The following is a 17,252-nucleotide window of genomic DNA, read 5'->3' on the forward strand; positions in this document are numbered from 1 at the left end:
GTCGCCGCGCTGAACGCCGTCGACGCGCTGGTGCGGCTGCGCGTGCTGACCAACGGCCACCGGCCCGAGTTCAGCCATGTCGTCGTCCGGAACTCCGTACTGGCGGAACTCCCGCTGGCGACCAGGGCCGCGGGCCACGCGCGGGCGGCCCGCCTGCTCGCGGACGACGGCGCCGCGGACGAGCGGGTGTCCGCGCACCTGCTGGAGGCCGTCGCGGTCCGTATCCCCTGGGGCGTCGACGTCCTGCGCTGGACGGCACGGGCCGCGGTCTTCGAGGGCCGGGAGGAGCTGGCGGTGCGTTACCTGCGCCGCGCGCTCGAAGAGCGGCTCAGCCCGGCGAAGCGGCTGGCGGTCATGCTGCAGCTGGCCCACGCCGAGTACCGGTGCGACCCGGCGGCGCCGTTGCCGCGCGTGCGGGAGGCCGTCGAGAAGGTCGGCGACCGGCAGAAGGTCGCGTACCTCACGACGGCGATGTCCTGGCCCTGTGCGGCGGGCAGGACACCGAGCTGGCGGTCAGCCTGGCGAGCCAGGTCTCGGCCAGGCTCGACGTCGGCGGGGCGGACGCCGCCTGGCCGCTGCTGTGCATGACGTACCTCGTCGAGGCGGGCACGAGCATCGGGCCGCCGCCCGACTTCCGTGACTTCGAGCGGCAGTGGGCGCCGCTGACCGACCCGGCCTCCCAGCGGACCCGCTCCGCGCTGCTCGCGCTCGAAGCCGTCCGCGCCGGGGCCTCGGCCGAGGATGCCGTCCGGCATTTCGCCGAAGTGCTGTCCGGGAACGAGGGCGAGCTGCTGTTCGAACAGCCGTACTTCTTCACCCTCGCCACGGCCGTGCTGGCCGACGAACCCGCCCACATCGACCGGCTGGGCAGGCTGCTCGACGTCGAACGCGACCCGTGGGACCCACACCTGAGCCGCGGCACGATGGCCGCGCTGGCCCGCGGGATCGCCCTGCAGACCGGCGGCGACCTGTCCCGCTCGAGCGTGCACTTCGAGTTCCTGCTGCAGCAGTTCGACGAGCGCGACGCGGTCAGTGTGTGCCCGATCGCGGTGCTCTGCGCGGCCCGGCTGATCGAATGCTACGTCGACCTCGGCCGGCTCGACACCGCCACCGCGCTGCTGGGCACGATCGACTTCTGCGCGACCGCGGGGCTTTTCTCACACATCTACCTGCTCTACGCTCGCGGACGGCTCAGGGTGGCCGCCGGGGACACGCAGCCCGGCCTCGACGACCTGCTCGACTGCGGCCGTCGCTTCAGCAAGCACGGCGCGCTCTTCCCAGGCTTCGCGCCCTGGCGTGCCTTCGCGGCCCGCGCCGCCATGACGCTCGGCCGCACGGATCAGGCCGTGCGACTGGCCGAGGACGACCTCGAAGCCGCCGAGCGCTGGGGCGCCCCCCGGCTGCTCGGCATCGCGCAGACGACCATGGGCGTCGTGCGTGAGGACGAGGAAGCCGAGCGCTCGCTGCAGCGGGCCGTCACGACGCTCAAGGCGTCACCGGCGCGGCTGCACCTCGCCGGGGCCATGACCGAGCTGGGCATCCAGCAGGCCCGCCGTGGCCGGTCCGCGAAGGCCGTCACCACGCTGCGGCAAGCGATCGAGCTGAGCACCCTGTGCGAGGCCGCGCCGCTGGCCCGGCGCGCATCGGACGAGCTGCGGACCACGCTGGCGGGCTCGTCGTCCTTCCGGGACAACGAACACGGGCTCACGCCGCAGGAGTCGCGGATCGCCACGATCGCCGCGCAGGGCCTGACCAACCGCGAGATCGCCGAGGCGCTGCACCTGACCCGGCGGACCGTGGAGCTGCACCTTTCGGGCGCCTACCGCAAACTGGGCATCACCGGCCGCACCGGGCTGAACGCCGCGCTGGCCCGGTCTCAGCGCGTGGACGTTCGTTGACGCTGAGCGGCGCCGCTGCTCTACTCGGACGCATGTCCGGGCCTTTCCTCACTCGCCGCCGCCACGTGGACCTCGTCCGCGTGGCGGGCCGCTGTTGTCGCGCGTAGCCGCTTTCCCTTACCCAGCTTGGACTTTCACCCACACCTCGCACTACCGTTCTGGAGCGAGCATGCCCGAAGACAAGACAAACCTTTCCGAGCCCTTGAAATTCGCCTACTGGGTACCGAACGTGAGCGGTGGCCTGGTCACCAGCGACATCGAGCAGCGCACCGACTGGGGCTACGAGTACAACCGGGAACTGGCGGTGCTGGCCGAGGACAACGGCTTCGAATACGCGTTGACGCAGGTCCGCTACACGGCCAGCTACGGCGCCTCCTACCAGCACGAATCGACCGGCTTCAGCCTCGCGCTGCTGCTCGCGACCCAGCGCCTCAAGGTGATCGCGGCCGTCCATCCCGGACTGTGGCACCCCGGGGTGCTGGCGAAGTTCATCGCCAGCGCGGACGTTATCTCCGGTGGCCGCGCGGCCGTCAACGTGGTGAGCGGCTGGTTCAAGGACGAGTTCACCAATCTCGGTGAACAGTGGCTGGAGCACGACGAACGCTACCGGCGTTCGGAGGAGTTCATCCGTGTGCTCAAGGAACTCTGGACCAGTGACAGCGCGGAGTTCCGCGGCGACTTCTACCGGATCCACGACTTCGACATCAAGCCGAAGCCGGAGTTCGGGCCCGGCCGTCCGCACCCGGAAGTCTTCCAGGGCGGCAATTCGACGGCCGCGCGCAAGCTCGCCGGGCGCGTTTCGGACTGGTACTTCAGCAACGGCAAGGACTTCGACGGCTTCAGCGAGCAGGTCGAGGAGGTCCGCGGGTACGCGGCCGAGAACAACCACGCGGTGCGGTTCGGGCTGAACGGCTTCGTCATCGCCAGGGAGACCGAGAGCGAGGCGAAGGCCGTCCTGCGCGAGATCGTCGAGAAGGCGAATGTCGAGGCGGTGGAGGGGTTCCGCGGCGCGGTCAAGCAGGCCGGGAAGTCCTCTTCGGACGGTAAGGGCATGTGGTCGGATTCGGAGTTCAAGGATCTGGTCCAGTACAACGACGGCTTCCGGACCGGCCTGATCGGCACCCCGGAACAGATCGCCGAGCGGGCGATCGAGTACAAGCGGCGCGGGGCGAACCTGCTGCTACTGGGTTTCCTGCACTACCACGAGGACGTGGCGTACTTCGGCAAGCACGTGCTGCCGGTGATCCGCGAGCTGGAAGCCGACGCCGAACGCGGCGCGGCCACCCCTGAACCGATCGGGAGCTTTTCGTGACCACGACAGAACATCCGGTGAAGTCCGCCGCCGAGTGGCTGAGCGCCGCCAAGGAGGTCGCGGCGAAACTCGCCGTCGACGCCGTCGAGCGCGACAAAGCGAACGAGGCTCCGTTCGCCGAGGTCCAACTGCTCAAGGACGCCGGACTCGTCACGCTGCTCGGCCCGGTCGAGCACGGCGGCGGCGGGCAGAGCTGGGAGACCGCCTACCAGGTCACCCGTGAGGTCGCCCGTGCCGACGGCTCGATCGGGCAACTGCTCGGCTACCACTACCTGTGGGCCTGGGCGGCACGCCTGGTCGCGACCGACGAACAGGTGTCCGCGGTCGAAGAGTTATACACCAACAACAACTTCTTCTTCGGCGGCGCGGTCAACCCACGCGACTCGGACCTGTCGATCCGCGAAGAGGGCGACGAGATCGTCTACAACGGACACAAGTCGTTCTCCACCGGCAGCCGCGTCTCGGACCTGACCGTGCTGGAGGGAATCCTCGAATGCACCGAGGATCACGTCTTCGCGATTGTTCCGTCCAATCAGGACGGTATCGTGTTCCACAAGGACTGGGACAACATCGGCCAGCGGCTGACCGAGTCCGGCAGCGTCACGATCACCGACGTCCGGGTCCCGTGGGCGAGCGCGGCGGGTTACGTGGACAAGAAGTTCCGGCCGCTGACCTACAACACGCTCAACGTGCCCGCGATCCAGCTGGTGTTCACCAACTTCTACCTGGGCATCGCGCAGGGCGCGCTGGAGACCGCGCTGGACTACACCAGCGAGCAGACGCGGGCGTGGCCCTACGGCGGCGACAACAAGGACTCCGCGACCGAGGAGTGGTACATCCTCGACGCCTACGGCGACCTGCAGGCGAAGCTCTGGGCGGCCCAGGCGCTGACCGACAAGGCGGGCGCGGCGATCTCGGCGGTCCTGCACGCGCCGCGCGGGGAGCTCACCGCCGAGGCGCGCGGCGAGATCGCGGTGCTCGTCGCGGCGGCCAAGCAGCGGGTCATCGAGACCGGCCTGGAGATCGGCACGAGGATCTTCGAACTCACCGGCGCCCGCGCGAGCGCGTCGAAATACGGGCTCGACCGGTTCTGGCGCAACCTGCGCACCCACTCGCTGCACGACCCGATCGCCTACAAGCGCCGGGAGGTCGGCGCCTACGCGCTGCTGGGGCAACTGCCCGAACCGACCTGGTACACGTAGGACTCACGGGGTCACCGGCTAGCTTGAGCGGGTGAGTTCCCTTTGGACGGTGATCAGCAGTGTCGTACTGCTGATCGCCGTTCTCGTTTTCGCCATGGTCCGCCCGCGCGGGCTGCCGGAGGCCGTCGCCGCCGTCCCGGCCGCCGGGCTCGTTCTCCTGCTGGGCCTGGTGTCCCCCGCCTCGGCGGGACGGCAGGCGCTGGAGATCCTGCCGACGCTGGGCTTTCTCGCCGCGATCCTCCTTTTGTCCTATTTGGTCGCTGTCGACGGGGTTTTCGAGTGGCTCGGCAACAAACTGGCCGAGGCCTGCCACGGCAAGCCCCGGCGGCTGCTGGTCCTCACGTTCGCCGCCGCCGCCGGCGTGACCGCCATCCTCAGCCTGGACGCCACGGTCGTCCTGCTCACCCCGGTGGTGCTGTCGACCGCGAAGAGCCTGCGCCTGCCCGCGAAACCGCATGTCTACGCCTGCGCGCACCTGGCGAACTCGGCGTCGACCCTGCTCCCCGTGTCCAACCTGACGAACCTGCTCGCCTTCTCGGCTTCGGGACTGACCTTCGCCGGGTTCACCGCGCTGATGGCGCTGCCATGGCTGGTCACGCTGGGCATCGAACTGCTGGTGTTCCTGCGGTTCTTCGCCAGTGACCTGCGCGGGCGGTCGGACGTCGAGCCGGAAACACACCTGCGAGCACCGGTGTTCGCGCTGGTGGTGCTCGGGCTGACGCTCGCCGGGTTCGGGCTCGGGCCATTGGTGAACATCGAGCCGGTCTGGGTCGCGACGGCCGCCGCGATGGTGCTGGCCGGACGCGGGCTGGCCCGGCGGTCCGTGGGGCCATGGCGACTCGTTCAGGAGGCTTCGCCGCTGCTGATCCTTTTCGTGCTCGGGCTCGCGGTGGTGGTCGAGGCCGTTTCGGAACACGTGCTGGGCGGGCTGCTGGCTTCGGTGCTGCCGGGCTCGGCGGGGCTCGTCGACCTGCTGGTGGCCGCCGGGGTCGCGGCGCTGCTGGCGAACCTGGTCAACAACCTGCCCGCGACGCTGATCCTGCTGTCCGTGCTGGGGGCGCATCCGGACACCGGGGTGCTGCTGGCGGTGCTGCTCGGGGTGAACATCGGGCCCAACGCGACCTACCTCGGTTCGCTGGCCACGCTGCTCTGGCGTGGAGTGCTGGCTCGGGCCGGTCTGAAGCCTTCGGCACCGGAGTTCTTGAAACTCGGGGCGTTGACCACGCCGGTCAGCCTGGCGGCTGCCGTGGTCGCGCTTTGGTGGGGGCTTTTTTTGGTTGGGTCCTGAGGTGCGGCTGGTTTGTTGGCCAGCGCGCTCACTCGCGCCGCTAGGTCGTTACTGACAGTCAGCGGCGGTGCGGGTTTTTGGTTGCGTCCTGAGGTACGGCTAGAAGCCTGTGTTTTTTGGCCAGCGCGCTCACAAACTCGCGCCGCCAGGCCGCCCCTGGCACCGTACGTAAGTGCGGCTTTTGCTTGTAGGGGGGCGACCTGCCGTCGCGAGTTGGGAGGCCCTGGCGGGCCTGAAAGAGGGCGCGCGGCGGTGAAGTCTCCACTCGCAGAGCTCGCGGAGACGCTGTGGTCCCGGACCACGCGGGGGTTGGGTTTTGGTGGTGCGTGTCGGGGGCGGGTCTGGAGGAACCGGTGACTGGCGCGGCTGGGTCTGGGCGGTTCCACGCACTGTGAAGTCTTGGGGTACGAGGCCAGGCGTGGCCAAGTCTGGGCGGTTCCGCACACCGTGAAGTCTTGGGGTCCGAGGCCTGGCGCGGCTCGGTCTGGGCGGTTCCGCACACTGTGAAGTCTTGGGGTCCGAGGCTTGGCGCGCGCAAGTGCTTGATTGTCCCTGAAGGCCACCTTCACGGCGTTTAACGCCGTGAAGGTGGCCTTCAGGGGCAATTGCTACTTGGGGGGTGCTGGGGGGACTGTTTGGCCTGGGGTCAGGGTGGGGCCGCAGTCGCGTTGGGGGTCGGTGTAGCGACCTTGGTTTTGCTCGACCTGGGCGAGGGTGGGCTCGGCGAAGGCGCGGACCGCTGCCAGCTTTTCGGGGCTGGTGACCGCGTCCTTGCGGACCCAGTCGCCTTGGCGGACGGGCTGGTCCCGGTAGGTCCAGATCGGGGTGTAGTCGCGGGCTATGCGGGGGTCCAGGACTATGCCGTTGCCGCCCGCCCACGGACCCCACGAGTGGATGAACGTGGGCTTCACCTTGTCGAACACGTAATCGCGCAGACCCGGCATGTCGCGCTTCGCCACCAGGTCGGCTATGTCGGACTCGACCAACCCTGCCATGTCGACCAGGTGGAGACGGCTGGTCATCGAGGAGCCGCCGAGGTCAGGCAGCAGCAGCGAAGCGTCCTTGATGCCGAGGATGTCCGCGTACGTGTTGAACCCGCGGCCGAAGCGGTCCGCGATCAGGCAGGCCGGGATCGTCGGGACCTTCTGGAACTGCTTTGACGTGTCCACCAGGTAGAACACCGACAGGACCGAGGCACCGGCGACGACCAGGGCGACCAGCGCGCGCAGGCGAGGCTTCAATGACTTCAGCAGCTCGGCAGCGCAGAGCGTGCCGGTCAGCGCGCCCAGCGCCCACACCGGGGTCGCGAAGCGGAACTGGCCCATCCAGTCCTTCTCCAGGACGCCGAACGCGACCACCGCGAGCCCCATCGGCACCACCAGCGCGACCAGTTCCCGGCGCCAAGGCGCCCGGATCAGGGCCCAGAGGACGATCGCCACGAACACGACTACCGCGGGCTCGCCGATGTAGTGCGCCATGGTGAACGGCCTGGCGAGCGACAGGAGGTCCGGCAGACCCTGCTTCTTGGCGATCGACGGGTTCGCCAGCAGGCGGTGGAACTCCGAGTAACGCCAGACGACGTACGCGCCGAACGGGACGGCGAAGGACGCGATCGAGATCAGGGCGTACTTGATGCTCGTCGCCAGCGTCGAGCGGCGGAGCTGGAAGAGCACCACCAGCGGGTACGCGCCGCCGTAGATCAGGCCTTCGGGCCGGGTCAACGCCGCGAACGCGACCAAGACGCCCGCGAACACGGCGACCTTGACCGTCAGCAACTGGTTCCGCTTCGCCGCGACGAACAGCAGGACGGCCAGCCACACGACGGCCATGCCGAACAGCGAGTTCTCCAGGCCCGACACGACCCAGATGACGTACGACGGGATCGCGGCCAGCGTCAGCCCGGCGACGAGCGTGCCCACCCAGGCGCGCTTGAGGACGTGGCGGGCCGCGAGGTGGAACGCCGCCAGGGTCCCCGCGACGAACAGCAGGCCGAGCAGCTTGGGGAAGAGCACGTAGTCGGAAACGCCGAACAACGTGCCGGTGTCGAACAGGCCGGCCAGCTTGCCGAGGCCCAGCAGGACCATCCAGGTCGGGTCGGAGAACCCCTCGACCGGCGGGGCGCCCGGCTGCAGCACCGGGCCGAGCCCCTCGGCGAAACTGCGGGCGTAGGAGAAAGTGATGGCCGCGTCGTCGACGATCCAATGGCCGTACGCCGTCGCGTGCCAGGCCGTCGCGCCGACACCCGCCAGCACGGCGAACACGGCCGCCAGCCGGGAACCCCAGCCGCGCTTCTCCGCCGTCTCCACTTCACCGGGGACGTCGTCCCGCTCGGCTACTTCGGTCAGCGCGCTTGCCGTCATGTCCCCATCACTGTTCTCGTCCACAGGTCGTGGCCCTGCACTCTAGCGAAGGGGAGATCACGACCTGCCGAAAGGCCGTCACACGAGGTGGGAGCTGTCGTTCACCAAGCGGACCGAGGCGTTCCCGTCGGGATAGAACTCGACGATCGAAAGCGACGCGAGATCCAGGTGGAGCCGGAACAACAGCGCGGGCCCGGCGTCGAGACCCAACCGTAGGAACGTCTTGATGGGCGTGACGTGACTCACCACGATCAGCGTCCGCCCGCCGCGCTGGGCGATCAGCTCGTCACGGACCTTGCTGACCCGCCGGTGCACGACGTCGAAACTCTCGCCGCCCGGCGGCGGGACGGCGGTGTCCGCGAGCCACTCGCCGTGCTTGACCGGGTCCCGGTCCATCGCCTCGGCGAAGGTGAGGCCCTCCCACTCGCCGAAATCGGTCTCCAGCAACCCGGGGTGGGTCTCCACGCGGCCGCCGAGCGCGTCGGCCACGGCCTGCGCGGTCTGCCTCGTCCTGGTCAGCGGCGACGCGATGATCGGGACGGCTTCGCCGTCGGTGACCAGGCCGTCCATCGAGGCGAGCCGCTTCGCCGCGGCGGCGGCCTGCCCCTGGCCGAGCTCGGTCAGGGGGACGTCGCCGCGCCCGGAGTAGCGGCGGTCGACCGACATCGCCGTCTGGCCGTGGCGCAGGAGCAGCAGTTTCGTCGGGACGCCCTGGGCGCCCGTCCAGCCGGTCGGGGAAGCCTTGACGTCCTGCCTGACGACCTTCGCCGCCGACGGGTCGTCGGCCGGTTCGCCCGCCGCGGCCGCGTCCATCGCCTGGTTCGCGAGCCTGTCCGCGTGCGAGTTCTGCGCGCGCGGGATCCACTCGTAGCGGACGTTGCGGAAGCGCTTCACCAGCTCGTCGGCCTGACGCGCGAGCGGCTGCAGCGCGGGGTGCTTGATCTTCCAGCGGCCGGACATCTGCTCCACCACGAGCTTCGAGTCCATCCGGACGTCCACTGTGGACGCTCCGAGCTCGGCGGCGGCCTCGAGCCCGGCGAGCAGCCCGGAGTACTCGGCGACGTTGTTCGTGGTGATCCCGAGGGTGTCCTGGCGCTCGGCCAGCACCTCGCCGGTCGCCGCGTCCTTGACGAGCGCGCCGTAACCCGCGGGCCCCGGGTTGCCCCGGGAACCGCCGTCGGCTTCGACGATCACGCGCTCGATCACAGGCCCGACTCCGCCGTCCGGACCAGGATCGCGCCGCAGTTCTCGCACTGGATGACCGAGTCGGACGTGGCAGCCTTGATCTCGCCGATCTCACGGCGGTCGATGTCGAGCTGGCAGGCGCCGCACCGGCGAGCCCGCAGCAACGCGGCGCCGATGCCCTTGTGCGCGCGGACCTTCTCGTACAGCTTGAGCAGGTCTTCGGGGATCCGCGGGAGCAGCTTCGCGCGGTCCTCGTCGCGACGCGCCTTCGTGGTGTCGAGGTCCTTGAAGGCCTCGTCACGGCTGATGACGGCTTCGGCGACTTCGGCCTCGGCCTTGTCCACCTCGGCGCCGGTGCGCTGGCCGTCGAGCTCAAGGGCCTCGCGACGCTCCATCAGCTCCAGCAGGTCGTCCTCGAGGGCGGTCTGGCGGCGCTGCAGGCTCTGCAGCTCGTGCTCGATGTCGGCGACCTGTTTGGCGGGCACCGAGCCGGCCTCCAGGAGCTTGCGGTCACGGTCCTCACGGGCCCTGACCGACTCGATCTCCTTCTCCTGCCGGGCGACTTCACGGTCCAGGTCGGAGGACGCGGTCCGCACGGAGACCATCGCGTCACGGCGGTCGCGGGCGGTCTGCTCTCCGAGGTCGATCGCGGCGAGCTCGGGCAGAGTGCGGCGCTGGTGCGCTGTCCGCGAGAGGTCGGCGTCCACCTTGGCGAGTTCGAGCAGCTGACGCTGTACGGCGGAATCTGCCTTCACAGTGCTCCTTGTTCAGTTGGCCGGTCGGTTTGCGCGCAGGGTCCACGGGTCGGTGCACCGCGTGGAGACGTGAACGTCGACGGTACCCGGCAGGGCGGCCGTGAGAACCTCCGAGGCCTGCCCGCACCAGGGCCATTCGCTCGCCCAATGTGTCACGCCGACCAGGGCGGGGACCACCCCGGTAGCGGCAAGGTGCTCACCGGCGGGATGGTGGCGGAGATCCGCGGTGACGTAGGCGTCGACACCGGCGTCGGTGGCGTGCCGGAGATAACTGTCACCGGCGCCACCCGAAACGGCGACGGTCTTGATCACCCGGTCGGGGTCCCCCGCGCCGAGCACCCCCGGTTCGGTCCGCGGCAGGGCTCCGGCGACGCGCTCGACGAAGGCCGCGAACGGCTCGGCCTCGGGCAGCTCGCCGATCCGGCCGATGCCGGTGACGCCGTCTGGCCGCGGGTCGAGCGGACGCAGCACCCGCAGGCCGATGAGCTCGGCGAGCGCGTCGGACACTCCGGGGTCGGCGGCGTCGGCGTTGGTGTGCGCGCAGAACAGGGCGATCCCGGCGCGGATCATCCGGTGCACGAGCAGGCCCTTGGTGGTGTCGGCGGCGACGCCGTGCACCCCGCGCAGCAGCAGCGGGTGGTGCGCGACGATCAGCTGGGCGCCGAGCTCGATCGCCTCGTCGACGGTCTCCTCGACCGGGTCGACGCAAATCAGCACGCGCTCGACCGGCTCGGCGGGATCACCGCAGACCAGCCCGACGGCGTCCCAGGACTCCGCGAGTTCGGGCGGGTAGGCCTTTTCGAGGGCGGCGATGACTTCAGCGAGCGCGGGCACCCGAAGATTTTCGCATGTAGCGTGTCCGGTCATGCGAGTTCGGTCATGGATCACCGCCGGAATGGTCACGATCGGGACGCTGGCGGGCTCCGTGCCCCCGGCTTCGGCCGCCTCCCCGCCGCCGTCGCTCTGGCGGCTGACCGACCTGTCCGCCCAGCGCGTGCAGATCGCCGACAAGGTCGCGGCGGCGAAGTTCGGCACCCCGGCACCCATCGACGACCCGGTGCGCGAGCAGCAGATCTTCGACTCGGTGGCGGCCAAGGCGCCCGCGCTGGGGCTGGACCCGGCGTCGGTCGTGGCGTTCTTCCGCGACCAGATCGAGGCGAACAAGCTCGTCCAGCGCGGCCTGTATTCCCGCTGGACGGCACATCCCGGCGAGCAGCCGACCACACGGCCGGACCTGGCGACCGAGGTCCGCCCGGTGATCGACCGGCTCAACACGGGCCTGCTCGACACGCTCGCGGCGACCCGCCAGACACGCGCCGCGCGGACCTGCGAGCTCCGGCTGGCGGTGAACGTGCGGACAGTGGACGTCGTGCGGCACCTGGATCGGCTGCACGCGAGCGCGCTCAGCGAGTCCGTCGGGTCGGCCTGCGGCTAGGTCAGCGGGCGGGCATCCTTGTTCTTGGCCCAGCGCCAGGCCACGACACCCGCGTGGGACAGGTGGCGAGCCGTCCAGACCAGCATTCTCGAAGTGGGACTCTCGTAGTGGGAGGCCTTGGTGTAGCGGACGGGGTACAACTCTTCGGTGCTGATCGGCCGAAGGTGCTTGGGCACGGTCTCCAGGGCTTCCAGGTAGTTCCTGGCTTGGATGAACTGCGGCTCGGCCCGGAGCGCGCCCGGCTTGAACGGGTCCGGCGCCTTGACGTTGATCCGGTACCAGCTGAGTCCGTCGGTCTGGCGGAACGCGCTGGTGGGTAGTTCGATCATCAAGTGACTCTCCTGCGGTAGTGCTTCACTCCAATGAACTAGTACTCGCACTGTGGCCTGCATCACCAGTCACGCGCGGTCAATCGACACTGTCCGCCGTTGAGCGGTTGACGAGGCCCCCGCGCGACCGGTCACCAGAGCCCGCGACACTGGCCGGGTGACTCACGTGACCTTCGTCTGTTCGGGCAATATCTGCCGCTCACCGATGGCCGAGCTCGTGTTCCGGGCGAAGCTCGAAGAGGCGGGGCTCTCCGGCGCCGTTCGGGTGTCCAGCGCGGGCACCGGCGGCTGGCACGTCGGCGACCCGGCGGACAAACGGGCGCGGGCGACGCTCAAGGCCCACGGCTACCCGACGGCGCATTCGGCCTCCGAGGTCGGCGACGAGCACCTTTCCGCCGACCTGCTGCTCGCGGCCGACGACGGGCACCTGCGGTTCCTCCGAGGGCTCGTCGACGACCCGGCGAAGGTCCGCCTGCTGCGCGAGTTCGACCCGTCCGCGCCGGAGGGCGCAGAAGTACCGGATCCGTACTACGGCGACAACGACGGCTTCGCCGAGGTACTGGCGATGATCGAGCGGACCATGCCCACGCTGCTGGACTGGGTGCGGGCGAACACCTGAGTCCGGGATGCGGCGTTTGCGCCGCCGACGGCGAGGTCAGTGCGCGGGTGTCGTGGCGCACGGCTTACCGTGGGGGTGTGCGGTTGAAGTTCCTGCTGCGGCCCGGGTGGCTGGCGTTGACGCTGGTGGTGTTCGCTTTCGCCATCTCGTGCTACGTCCTGCTCGCTCCCTGGCAGTTCAGCCGCGACGGCGAGCGCGTCGCCCAGAACTCGGCCCTGCAGGCTTCGTTCACCGGCCAGCCGAAGCCGCTCACCCAGGTACTCCCGGCGGGCGTCGCGCCGGATCGCGTCACCGAGTGGCAGCTGATCACCGTCACGGGCACCTACCTGCCTCGGGACGAGGTGGTCGCGCGACTGCGAACCGTCCAGGGCGAATCGGCGTACGAGGTGCTGACCCCGTTCCGCACCAGCGACGGCCCGGTGGTGCTGATGGACCGCGGCTACCTCCGCCCGGACGAGCGCTCGCGGGTCCCGCAGTACGCGGCGGCGCCGAATGGCGACGTCACGATCGTGGCGAGGGTGCGCGCCGACGAGGTCGATCCGAAGAACCGTGACGCCTTCGCGAACGAGTCGACGGACAACAAGCCGCAGAGCTTCGTCGTGAGCTCGCAGGTGGTGGCGAAGGCCGCGAAGACGGACATCCGGCCGGGCTACTTCCAGCTCGACAACAACCAGCCGGGCGTGCTGAGCGCGCTGCCCCTGCCGCAAACGGACTCGGGCCCGTTCTTCTCCTACGCCCTGCAGTGGATCGCGTTCGGCACGATGGCCCTGCTGGGCTGGCTGTACTTCACGGTCCGCGAACTCAAGCCCGGCGGCGCCCTAACGACGGACCGGCCCGAGCGCCGCAAGTCGGTCGCCCAGCTGCTCGCCGAGGACGAAGCCGACGAGTCCACCGCGCGGGAGCAAGGGACCTTTACTGCCGCCACTGCCGCCACTGTCGCCGAGCGATAGCAAAGGTCCTTTGCTCCCGTTTGCCAAGTGGACCTCTGAAACTGGCGAGAAATGGCACTTTCACCAGGCCACTAAGCGGCTCAGAATGACCTCATGCTGATTCACCCCTGGGACGACGCCAAGGACGAAGCCGAGTGGAAGACTTGGCTGACCAGGCACGACTTCGGTCAGCTGGTCGCCGGTGGCACCGGCCGCGACCTGCCCGTGGTGGTCCCGACCCATTTCACCTACGACGGCGACACCACGGTCCGTCTGCACCTCGCCCGTCCCAACCCGGTCTGGCCGTTGCTTGAAGAGCACCCGCGAGCCCTGCTGACAGTCACCGCTGACTACAGCTACATCCGCTCGGACTGGAACGCTGACGCCGACCCCGCGTTCGGCGTGCCGACCTCGTACTACGCGTCGGTCCACCTCGAAACCGACGTCCGGATCATCGACGACCCGGCCGAGAAGGCCGCGATACTCAACCACCAGCTCGGCCACTTCGAGCCGGGCAGCGGCCGCACCCCGGTGAGCGCCACCGACACCCCCGACCGGCGACTGCTCCCGGGCATCCGCGGCCTCGAACTGACCGTGACCGCGGTGCGCACGAAGTTCAAGTTCGGCGGCAACAAGCCCGTCGACAAACGCGCCCAGATCGCCGAACACCTCGCCGACCGAGCGGGCCCACTCGACGCCGAAGCCCGCGAACACCTGCTCCGCCGCCCCTGAAACGGAAGCAAAGGACCCTCAGTCGATCGACTGACCGTCGTAGGCGGCTTCGGACCTCAGCTGCTCCGGCAGGTATGGGACGCCGTCGAGAGTGGCGTCGGTGAACCTGATGTTCCCGACGAAATTTGCCTCGGCGAACGACGTCCGGCTGCTGAAGGCCACTCGGCTGAACCAGGCGTCGCGGGCGAAGGTCGCCCGGTCGAAATCCGCGTGACGGGAGAAGATCGCTCCTGGCAGCCAGAGGTCCTCGATGAAACTCGCCTCCCCGAAGCTGGCGTCACGCGTGAACGCCGCGCCGCTGAAAACGACGGCGCCGGTGAAGGCGACCTTGTCGAATCTCGCGTCGCGGGTGAAAACCGTGTCCCTGAACACGGTCGCGCCCGTGAAAGTCGCCTCGTCGAACCTCGCGTCGCCGACAAAACGTGCTCTGTCGAATCGGACGTTGCCCTGGAAATCCGCCTCGGAAAACCAGGAGTCGCCCTCGAAGGTCGCGCCTTCGAATCGAGTTTCACCCGTGAAACTCACGCCCATGAGCAGCACGTCGCCGACAAACCGGCTCTCCAGGAAACGGGCGTTGTTGATGCGACCTCCACGCACCGTGAAGTCCACCAGCAAAGCACCGCTGAGGTCGAGATCCACCCCTTCCCAGAAGCGGCTACCGTCACCGTGCTGAGGATCCAGATGGCCCGTGAGGATCCGCTGAGCGGTCAGCCGGACCTCGCGCTCCTGCATTCGGCTCGAGTACTCCTCTCGAACCTCCTTGTCCGCTTCGGGCACGGGAACACCACCTGGAAGCTCGTACGGCATACGCAAGTAGGCGCTGACCACGTTGACGATGGTCTGCCGTTGCGACGAGTTGTCCTGCGCGAGACGGTCCAGCGCGTAAAGACCGGAGAGCCGGACCGGCGCCTTGTCCGACCCGAGCTGCTCGACCGATTTCAGGTAGAGCTCGGTTATCCGGCGTTCGACGGCGTCATGTCGAGCATCATCGTTGGCCTTTTCCCGTAGCCAGAGGTCACGGCGTTTGGTGGCCAGATCCTGCTCGGCAGTCTGCTGGCGGCGCGCGGCCAGGAGCAGTGCGACAAAACCGCCCGCTCCCAGCACAATGGTCGCCACGGTACGAACACCCTCTAAATGCGCCGTGTCCCCGTCGCTCCCGTGGCCGTAGAGGGAAAGCAGCAGCCAGCAGCCAGCAGCCGCCAGGATGAGCAAACACGCGGCACACCACCAGATAGTCCGATGAGACAGCACCTTGCTCGCCGACAACGACGAAGGAGTCGGCCCGGATTCCCCACTCGAGATCGAAGCTGCGTCGTCTCCCATGCTTCCAGGATCGCATTTCGCCAGGCGCCGTTTCGCGAACTCACGCAGGTACCGCTGACGCTAAGCGACGAGCATGAACGAATGCGCGTTTCACTCCGCTGTTCGGGCTAAACCGGAACCCTGAACAGCGGATCACCCCGATAAGCGCACGTCAGCGGGTTCGACGCCGCAGCCCGGCCACCGCGGCGAGCAGGACCGAAGTGACGGCGGCCAGCCAGCCGACCACCCGGGACAGCTCGACCGCGCGCGTCACGTGCCCGGCGTCGGGGTTGCGGCCGATGCCGAGCACCGGCAGCTCCTCCACCCCGTGCGGATACACCGTCCGGCCGCCGACGCGGATCTCGAGCGCTCCGGCGAACGCCGCCTCGACCCGGCCCGCGTTCGGGCTCGGGTGGGCGATCGTGTCGCGCCGCCACGCCCGCCACGCGCCGCCCGCCGAGCCGCCGACGACCGGGGCGGCCACCACGGTCAGTGCCGCCGCGATCCGGGTGGGCACCAGGTGGACGAGCTCGTCGAGCCGGTCGATGAACCAGCGGTGACGCGCCGGGCTGCCGCGGCCGAGCTTGCGAAGGAGGCTGATCGCGCGCGAACCGAGCAGTCCGGGCGCACCGGCCAGCGCGCCCCAGATCAGCGGTGCGACGACGAGATCGGACGTGTTTTCCGCCAGGGTCTCCACCGCCGCCCTCGACAGCGGGATGGCGTCGAGCCCGTCCGCGACCCGCGGATCCAGCCCCGCGAGGGTGTCGCGGGCACTGTCGAGCCTGCTTTCTTCGAGGTCACGGGCCAGTTCGGCACCCTGCGTGGCGAGCCCGGCCGCGCCCAGCACGACCCACGTCGTCAGCGCCGTGCCAGTCGCCTCGAGCACCGGGCCGCGACGGCCGATCCGCTCGGTCAGTACGCCGAGCAGCACGGCGGCGCCCGCCAGGCCGCCCGCCCACGCCACCCCGGCGGCGGGATGGCGGGTGCGGACTTGGCCGTCGAGTTCCCTGGCCGCCCGGGTGAAGAGCACCACCGGACGGCGCGTCCGCGGATCCCCGATCACCCCGTCCGCGGCGACCCCCAGCATCAAGCCGATCGCGCGTGCCGCGCTCACCCAGTTACCCCCGCCCCGCACAAAGTCCCAGTGCCCGGAAAGGTTACTCGAACAGCGAGGTCAGCTCGTCGCGCGCCTGGATGACGATGTCCCGCATCGCCCGCTCGGCCCGGTCCGGCGCTCCCGCGGCGATCGCGGCGGCGACCTCGACGTGCAGGGCGACGGCCTCGGGTTGCGGCTCTTCGGGCATCAGTCCGTGCCCGGTCCGCCCGGCGAGGACCTCCGCCACCACCGCCGAAAGCTGCCCGAACATCGGGTTGCGCGAAGCGTGCAGGATCAGGTCGTGGAAGTCGATGTCGTGGCCGAGAAAGGTGTCGAGATCGCGGGCCTTCGCCGTCCGCTCCATCCGGGTCGCGAGCGCGCGCAGCCTGCCGCCCTCCTCCGGCGTCGCTCGTAACGCCGCGAAACGTGCCGCGCTCGGTTCGACGGCGGACCGCAGCTCGGTGAGGACGCGCAGAGCCGTCTGCCGCGCGGGGCCGTCGAGCTGCCAGCGGATCAGCCGCGGGTCGTAGTGGTTCCACTCCCCCGGCTCGCGCACGATGACGCCGACGCGCCGCTTGCTGGTCGTCAGGCACATCGTCTCCAGCACCCTGACGACCTCGCGCGCGACCGTCCGCGACGCCCCGAACCGTTCCTGCAGGTCGTCGGACCGCAGCACCGACCCCGGCGGCAGCTCACCGTTCGCGATGGCCGCGCCGAGCGAGTCGAGGACTTCCCCGTGCCTGTCGTTCCCCATACGGACGGACCCTAGCCTTCTGATTCGATTAAGTACTACTTCTTCTTGATTAAGTA

Annotated in this window: 17 protein-coding genes and 1 pseudogene; 10 read left to right on the forward strand and 8 right to left on the reverse strand. The window is 69.4% G+C overall.

Annotated features, from left to right (window positions below; all coding sequences use genetic code 11):
* The 6 genes and pseudogenes from QMK34_RS26175 to QMK34_RS26195 all read left to right on the forward strand — a co-directional run.
* Positions 1–588 (forward strand): annotated as a pseudogene (locus QMK34_RS26175) (hypothetical protein); the annotation flags it as partial.
* Complete coding sequence (locus QMK34_RS26180; protein ID WP_326417046.1) at positions 585–1,898, forward strand: helix-turn-helix transcriptional regulator; 1,314 nt, start codon at positions 585–587, stop codon at positions 1,896–1,898. The pseudogene QMK34_RS26175 and the gene QMK34_RS26180, both read left to right, overlap by 4 nt.
* A gap of 32 nt (positions 1,899–1,930) precedes the next feature.
* A complete protein-coding gene (locus QMK34_RS47915) occupies positions 1,931–2,005 on the forward strand; it encodes a putative leader peptide (RefSeq protein ID WP_442785222.1) in 75 nt (24 codons plus the stop codon).
* Between the two features lie 62 nt (positions 2,006–2,067).
* Positions 2,068–3,210 (forward strand): dimethylsulfone monooxygenase SfnG, encoded by a 1,143-nt coding sequence (gene sfnG, locus QMK34_RS26185; protein ID WP_326417047.1) that lies wholly within the window; start codon positions 2,068–2,070, stop codon positions 3,208–3,210.
* Positions 3,207–4,412, forward strand: a complete 1,206-nt coding sequence (locus QMK34_RS26190) for an acyl-CoA dehydrogenase family protein (protein WP_326417048.1) — start codon at positions 3,207–3,209, stop codon at positions 4,410–4,412. Before sfnG ends, QMK34_RS26190 begins: the two co-directional genes overlap by 4 nt.
* 31 nt (positions 4,413–4,443) lie before the next feature.
* Positions 4,444–5,700 (forward strand): SLC13 family permease, encoded by a 1,257-nt coding sequence (locus QMK34_RS26195; RefSeq protein WP_326417049.1) that lies wholly within the window; start codon positions 4,444–4,446, stop codon positions 5,698–5,700.
* A gap of 608 nt (positions 5,701–6,308) precedes the next feature.
* Here the strand turns inward: QMK34_RS26195 and QMK34_RS26200 are convergent.
* The 4 genes from QMK34_RS26200 to QMK34_RS26215 form a co-directional block, all read right to left on the reverse strand.
* Positions 6,309–8,060: a hypothetical protein gene (locus tag QMK34_RS26200; RefSeq protein ID WP_326417050.1), complete on the reverse strand. Its 1,752-nt coding sequence runs from the start codon at positions 8,058–8,060 to the stop codon at positions 6,309–6,311.
* A 78-nt stretch (positions 8,061–8,138) separates the two neighbouring features.
* Complete coding sequence (locus QMK34_RS26205; RefSeq protein ID WP_326417051.1) at positions 8,139–9,266, reverse strand: bifunctional RNase H/acid phosphatase; 1,128 nt, start codon at positions 9,264–9,266, stop codon at positions 8,139–8,141.
* Entirely contained in the window at positions 9,263–10,000 is a 738-nt protein-coding gene (locus QMK34_RS26210) for a zinc ribbon domain-containing protein (protein ID WP_326417052.1), read from the reverse strand. The genes QMK34_RS26205 and QMK34_RS26210 overlap by 4 nt, the downstream gene beginning before the upstream one ends.
* Before the next feature lie 12 nt (positions 10,001–10,012).
* Positions 10,013–10,834, reverse strand: coding sequence for a Nif3-like dinuclear metal center hexameric protein (locus QMK34_RS26215; RefSeq protein ID WP_326417053.1), 822 nt, complete (start codon positions 10,832–10,834; stop codon positions 10,013–10,015).
* Positions 10,835–10,865: 31 nt separating this feature from the next.
* Here QMK34_RS26215 and QMK34_RS26220 point away from each other — a divergent pair, with 31 nt between their 5' ends.
* Positions 10,866–11,435 carry a chorismate mutase gene (locus tag QMK34_RS26220; protein WP_326417054.1) on the forward strand — a complete coding sequence of 190 codons (570 nt, stop codon included), beginning with the start codon at positions 10,866–10,868 and terminating at the stop codon, positions 11,433–11,435.
* Here the strand turns inward: QMK34_RS26220 and QMK34_RS26225 are convergent.
* Positions 11,432–11,764: a hypothetical protein gene (locus tag QMK34_RS26225; RefSeq protein WP_326417055.1), complete on the reverse strand. Its 333-nt coding sequence runs from the start codon at positions 11,762–11,764 to the stop codon at positions 11,432–11,434. The genes QMK34_RS26220 and QMK34_RS26225 overlap by 4 nt on opposite strands.
* A gap of 157 nt (positions 11,765–11,921) precedes the next feature.
* Here QMK34_RS26225 and QMK34_RS26230 point away from each other — a divergent pair, with 157 nt between their 5' ends.
* From QMK34_RS26230 to QMK34_RS26240, 3 genes are all read left to right on the forward strand, one after another.
* Complete coding sequence (locus QMK34_RS26230) at positions 11,922–12,383, forward strand: low molecular weight protein-tyrosine-phosphatase (protein WP_326417056.1); 462 nt, start codon at positions 11,922–11,924, stop codon at positions 12,381–12,383.
* A 77-nt stretch (positions 12,384–12,460) separates the two neighbouring features.
* Positions 12,461–13,333: an SURF1 family cytochrome oxidase biogenesis protein gene (locus QMK34_RS26235; RefSeq protein WP_326417057.1), complete on the forward strand. Its 873-nt coding sequence runs from the start codon at positions 12,461–12,463 to the stop codon at positions 13,331–13,333.
* Positions 13,334–13,426: 93 nt separating this feature from the next.
* Positions 13,427–14,044 (forward strand): FMN-binding negative transcriptional regulator, encoded by a 618-nt coding sequence (locus QMK34_RS26240; protein ID WP_326417058.1) that lies wholly within the window; start codon positions 13,427–13,429, stop codon positions 14,042–14,044.
* 18 nt (positions 14,045–14,062) lie between these two features.
* Here the strand turns inward: QMK34_RS26240 and QMK34_RS26245 are convergent, their stop codons facing one another.
* The 3 genes from QMK34_RS26245 to QMK34_RS26255 all read right to left on the reverse strand — a co-directional run bounded on the left by QMK34_RS26245 (position 14,063) and on the right by QMK34_RS26255 (position 17,196).
* Positions 14,063–15,310 carry a pentapeptide repeat-containing protein gene (locus tag QMK34_RS26245; protein ID WP_326417059.1) on the reverse strand — a complete coding sequence of 416 codons (1,248 nt, stop codon included), beginning with the start codon at positions 15,308–15,310 and terminating at the stop codon, positions 14,063–14,065.
* 208 nt (positions 15,311–15,518) lie between these two features.
* Positions 15,519–16,460 (reverse strand): cobalamin biosynthesis protein CobD/CbiB, encoded by a 942-nt coding sequence (locus QMK34_RS26250; RefSeq protein WP_326417061.1) that lies wholly within the window; start codon positions 16,458–16,460, stop codon positions 15,519–15,521.
* 43 nt (positions 16,461–16,503) lie between these two features.
* A complete protein-coding gene (locus QMK34_RS26255) occupies positions 16,504–17,196 on the reverse strand; it encodes a FadR/GntR family transcriptional regulator (RefSeq protein ID WP_326417062.1) in 693 nt (230 codons plus the stop codon).
* Positions 17,197–17,252 lie beyond the last annotated feature (56 nt).

It is taken from the genome of Amycolatopsis sp. H20-H5, assembly GCF_035828755.1.
GTDB lineage: Bacteria > Actinomycetota > Actinomycetes > Mycobacteriales > Pseudonocardiaceae > Amycolatopsis.

What these genes read in the sequence shown, in the direction of transcription:
- QMK34_RS26180 (WP_326417046.1), top strand. Translation starts at nt 585, where the DNA reads ATGACGTACCTCGTCGAGGCGGGCACGAGCATCGGGCCGCCGCCCGAC.
- sfnG (WP_326417047.1), top strand. Translation starts at nt 2,068, where the DNA reads ATGCCCGAAGACAAGACAAACCTTTCCGAGCCCTTGAAATTCGCCTAC.
- QMK34_RS26200 (WP_326417050.1), bottom strand. Translation starts at nt 8,060, where the DNA reads ATGACGGCAAGCGCGCTGACCGAAGTAGCCGAGCGGGACGACGTCCCC.
- QMK34_RS26220 (WP_326417054.1), top strand. Translation starts at nt 10,866, where the DNA reads ATGCGAGTTCGGTCATGGATCACCGCCGGAATGGTCACGATCGGGACG.
- QMK34_RS26225 (WP_326417055.1), bottom strand. Translation starts at nt 11,764, where the DNA reads ATGATCGAACTACCCACCAGCGCGTTCCGCCAGACCGACGGACTCAGC.
- QMK34_RS26240 (WP_326417058.1), top strand. Translation starts at nt 13,427, where the DNA reads ATGCTGATTCACCCCTGGGACGACGCCAAGGACGAAGCCGAGTGGAAG.
- QMK34_RS26255 (WP_326417062.1), bottom strand. Translation starts at nt 17,196, where the DNA reads ATGGGGAACGACAGGCACGGGGAAGTCCTCGACTCGCTCGGCGCGGCC.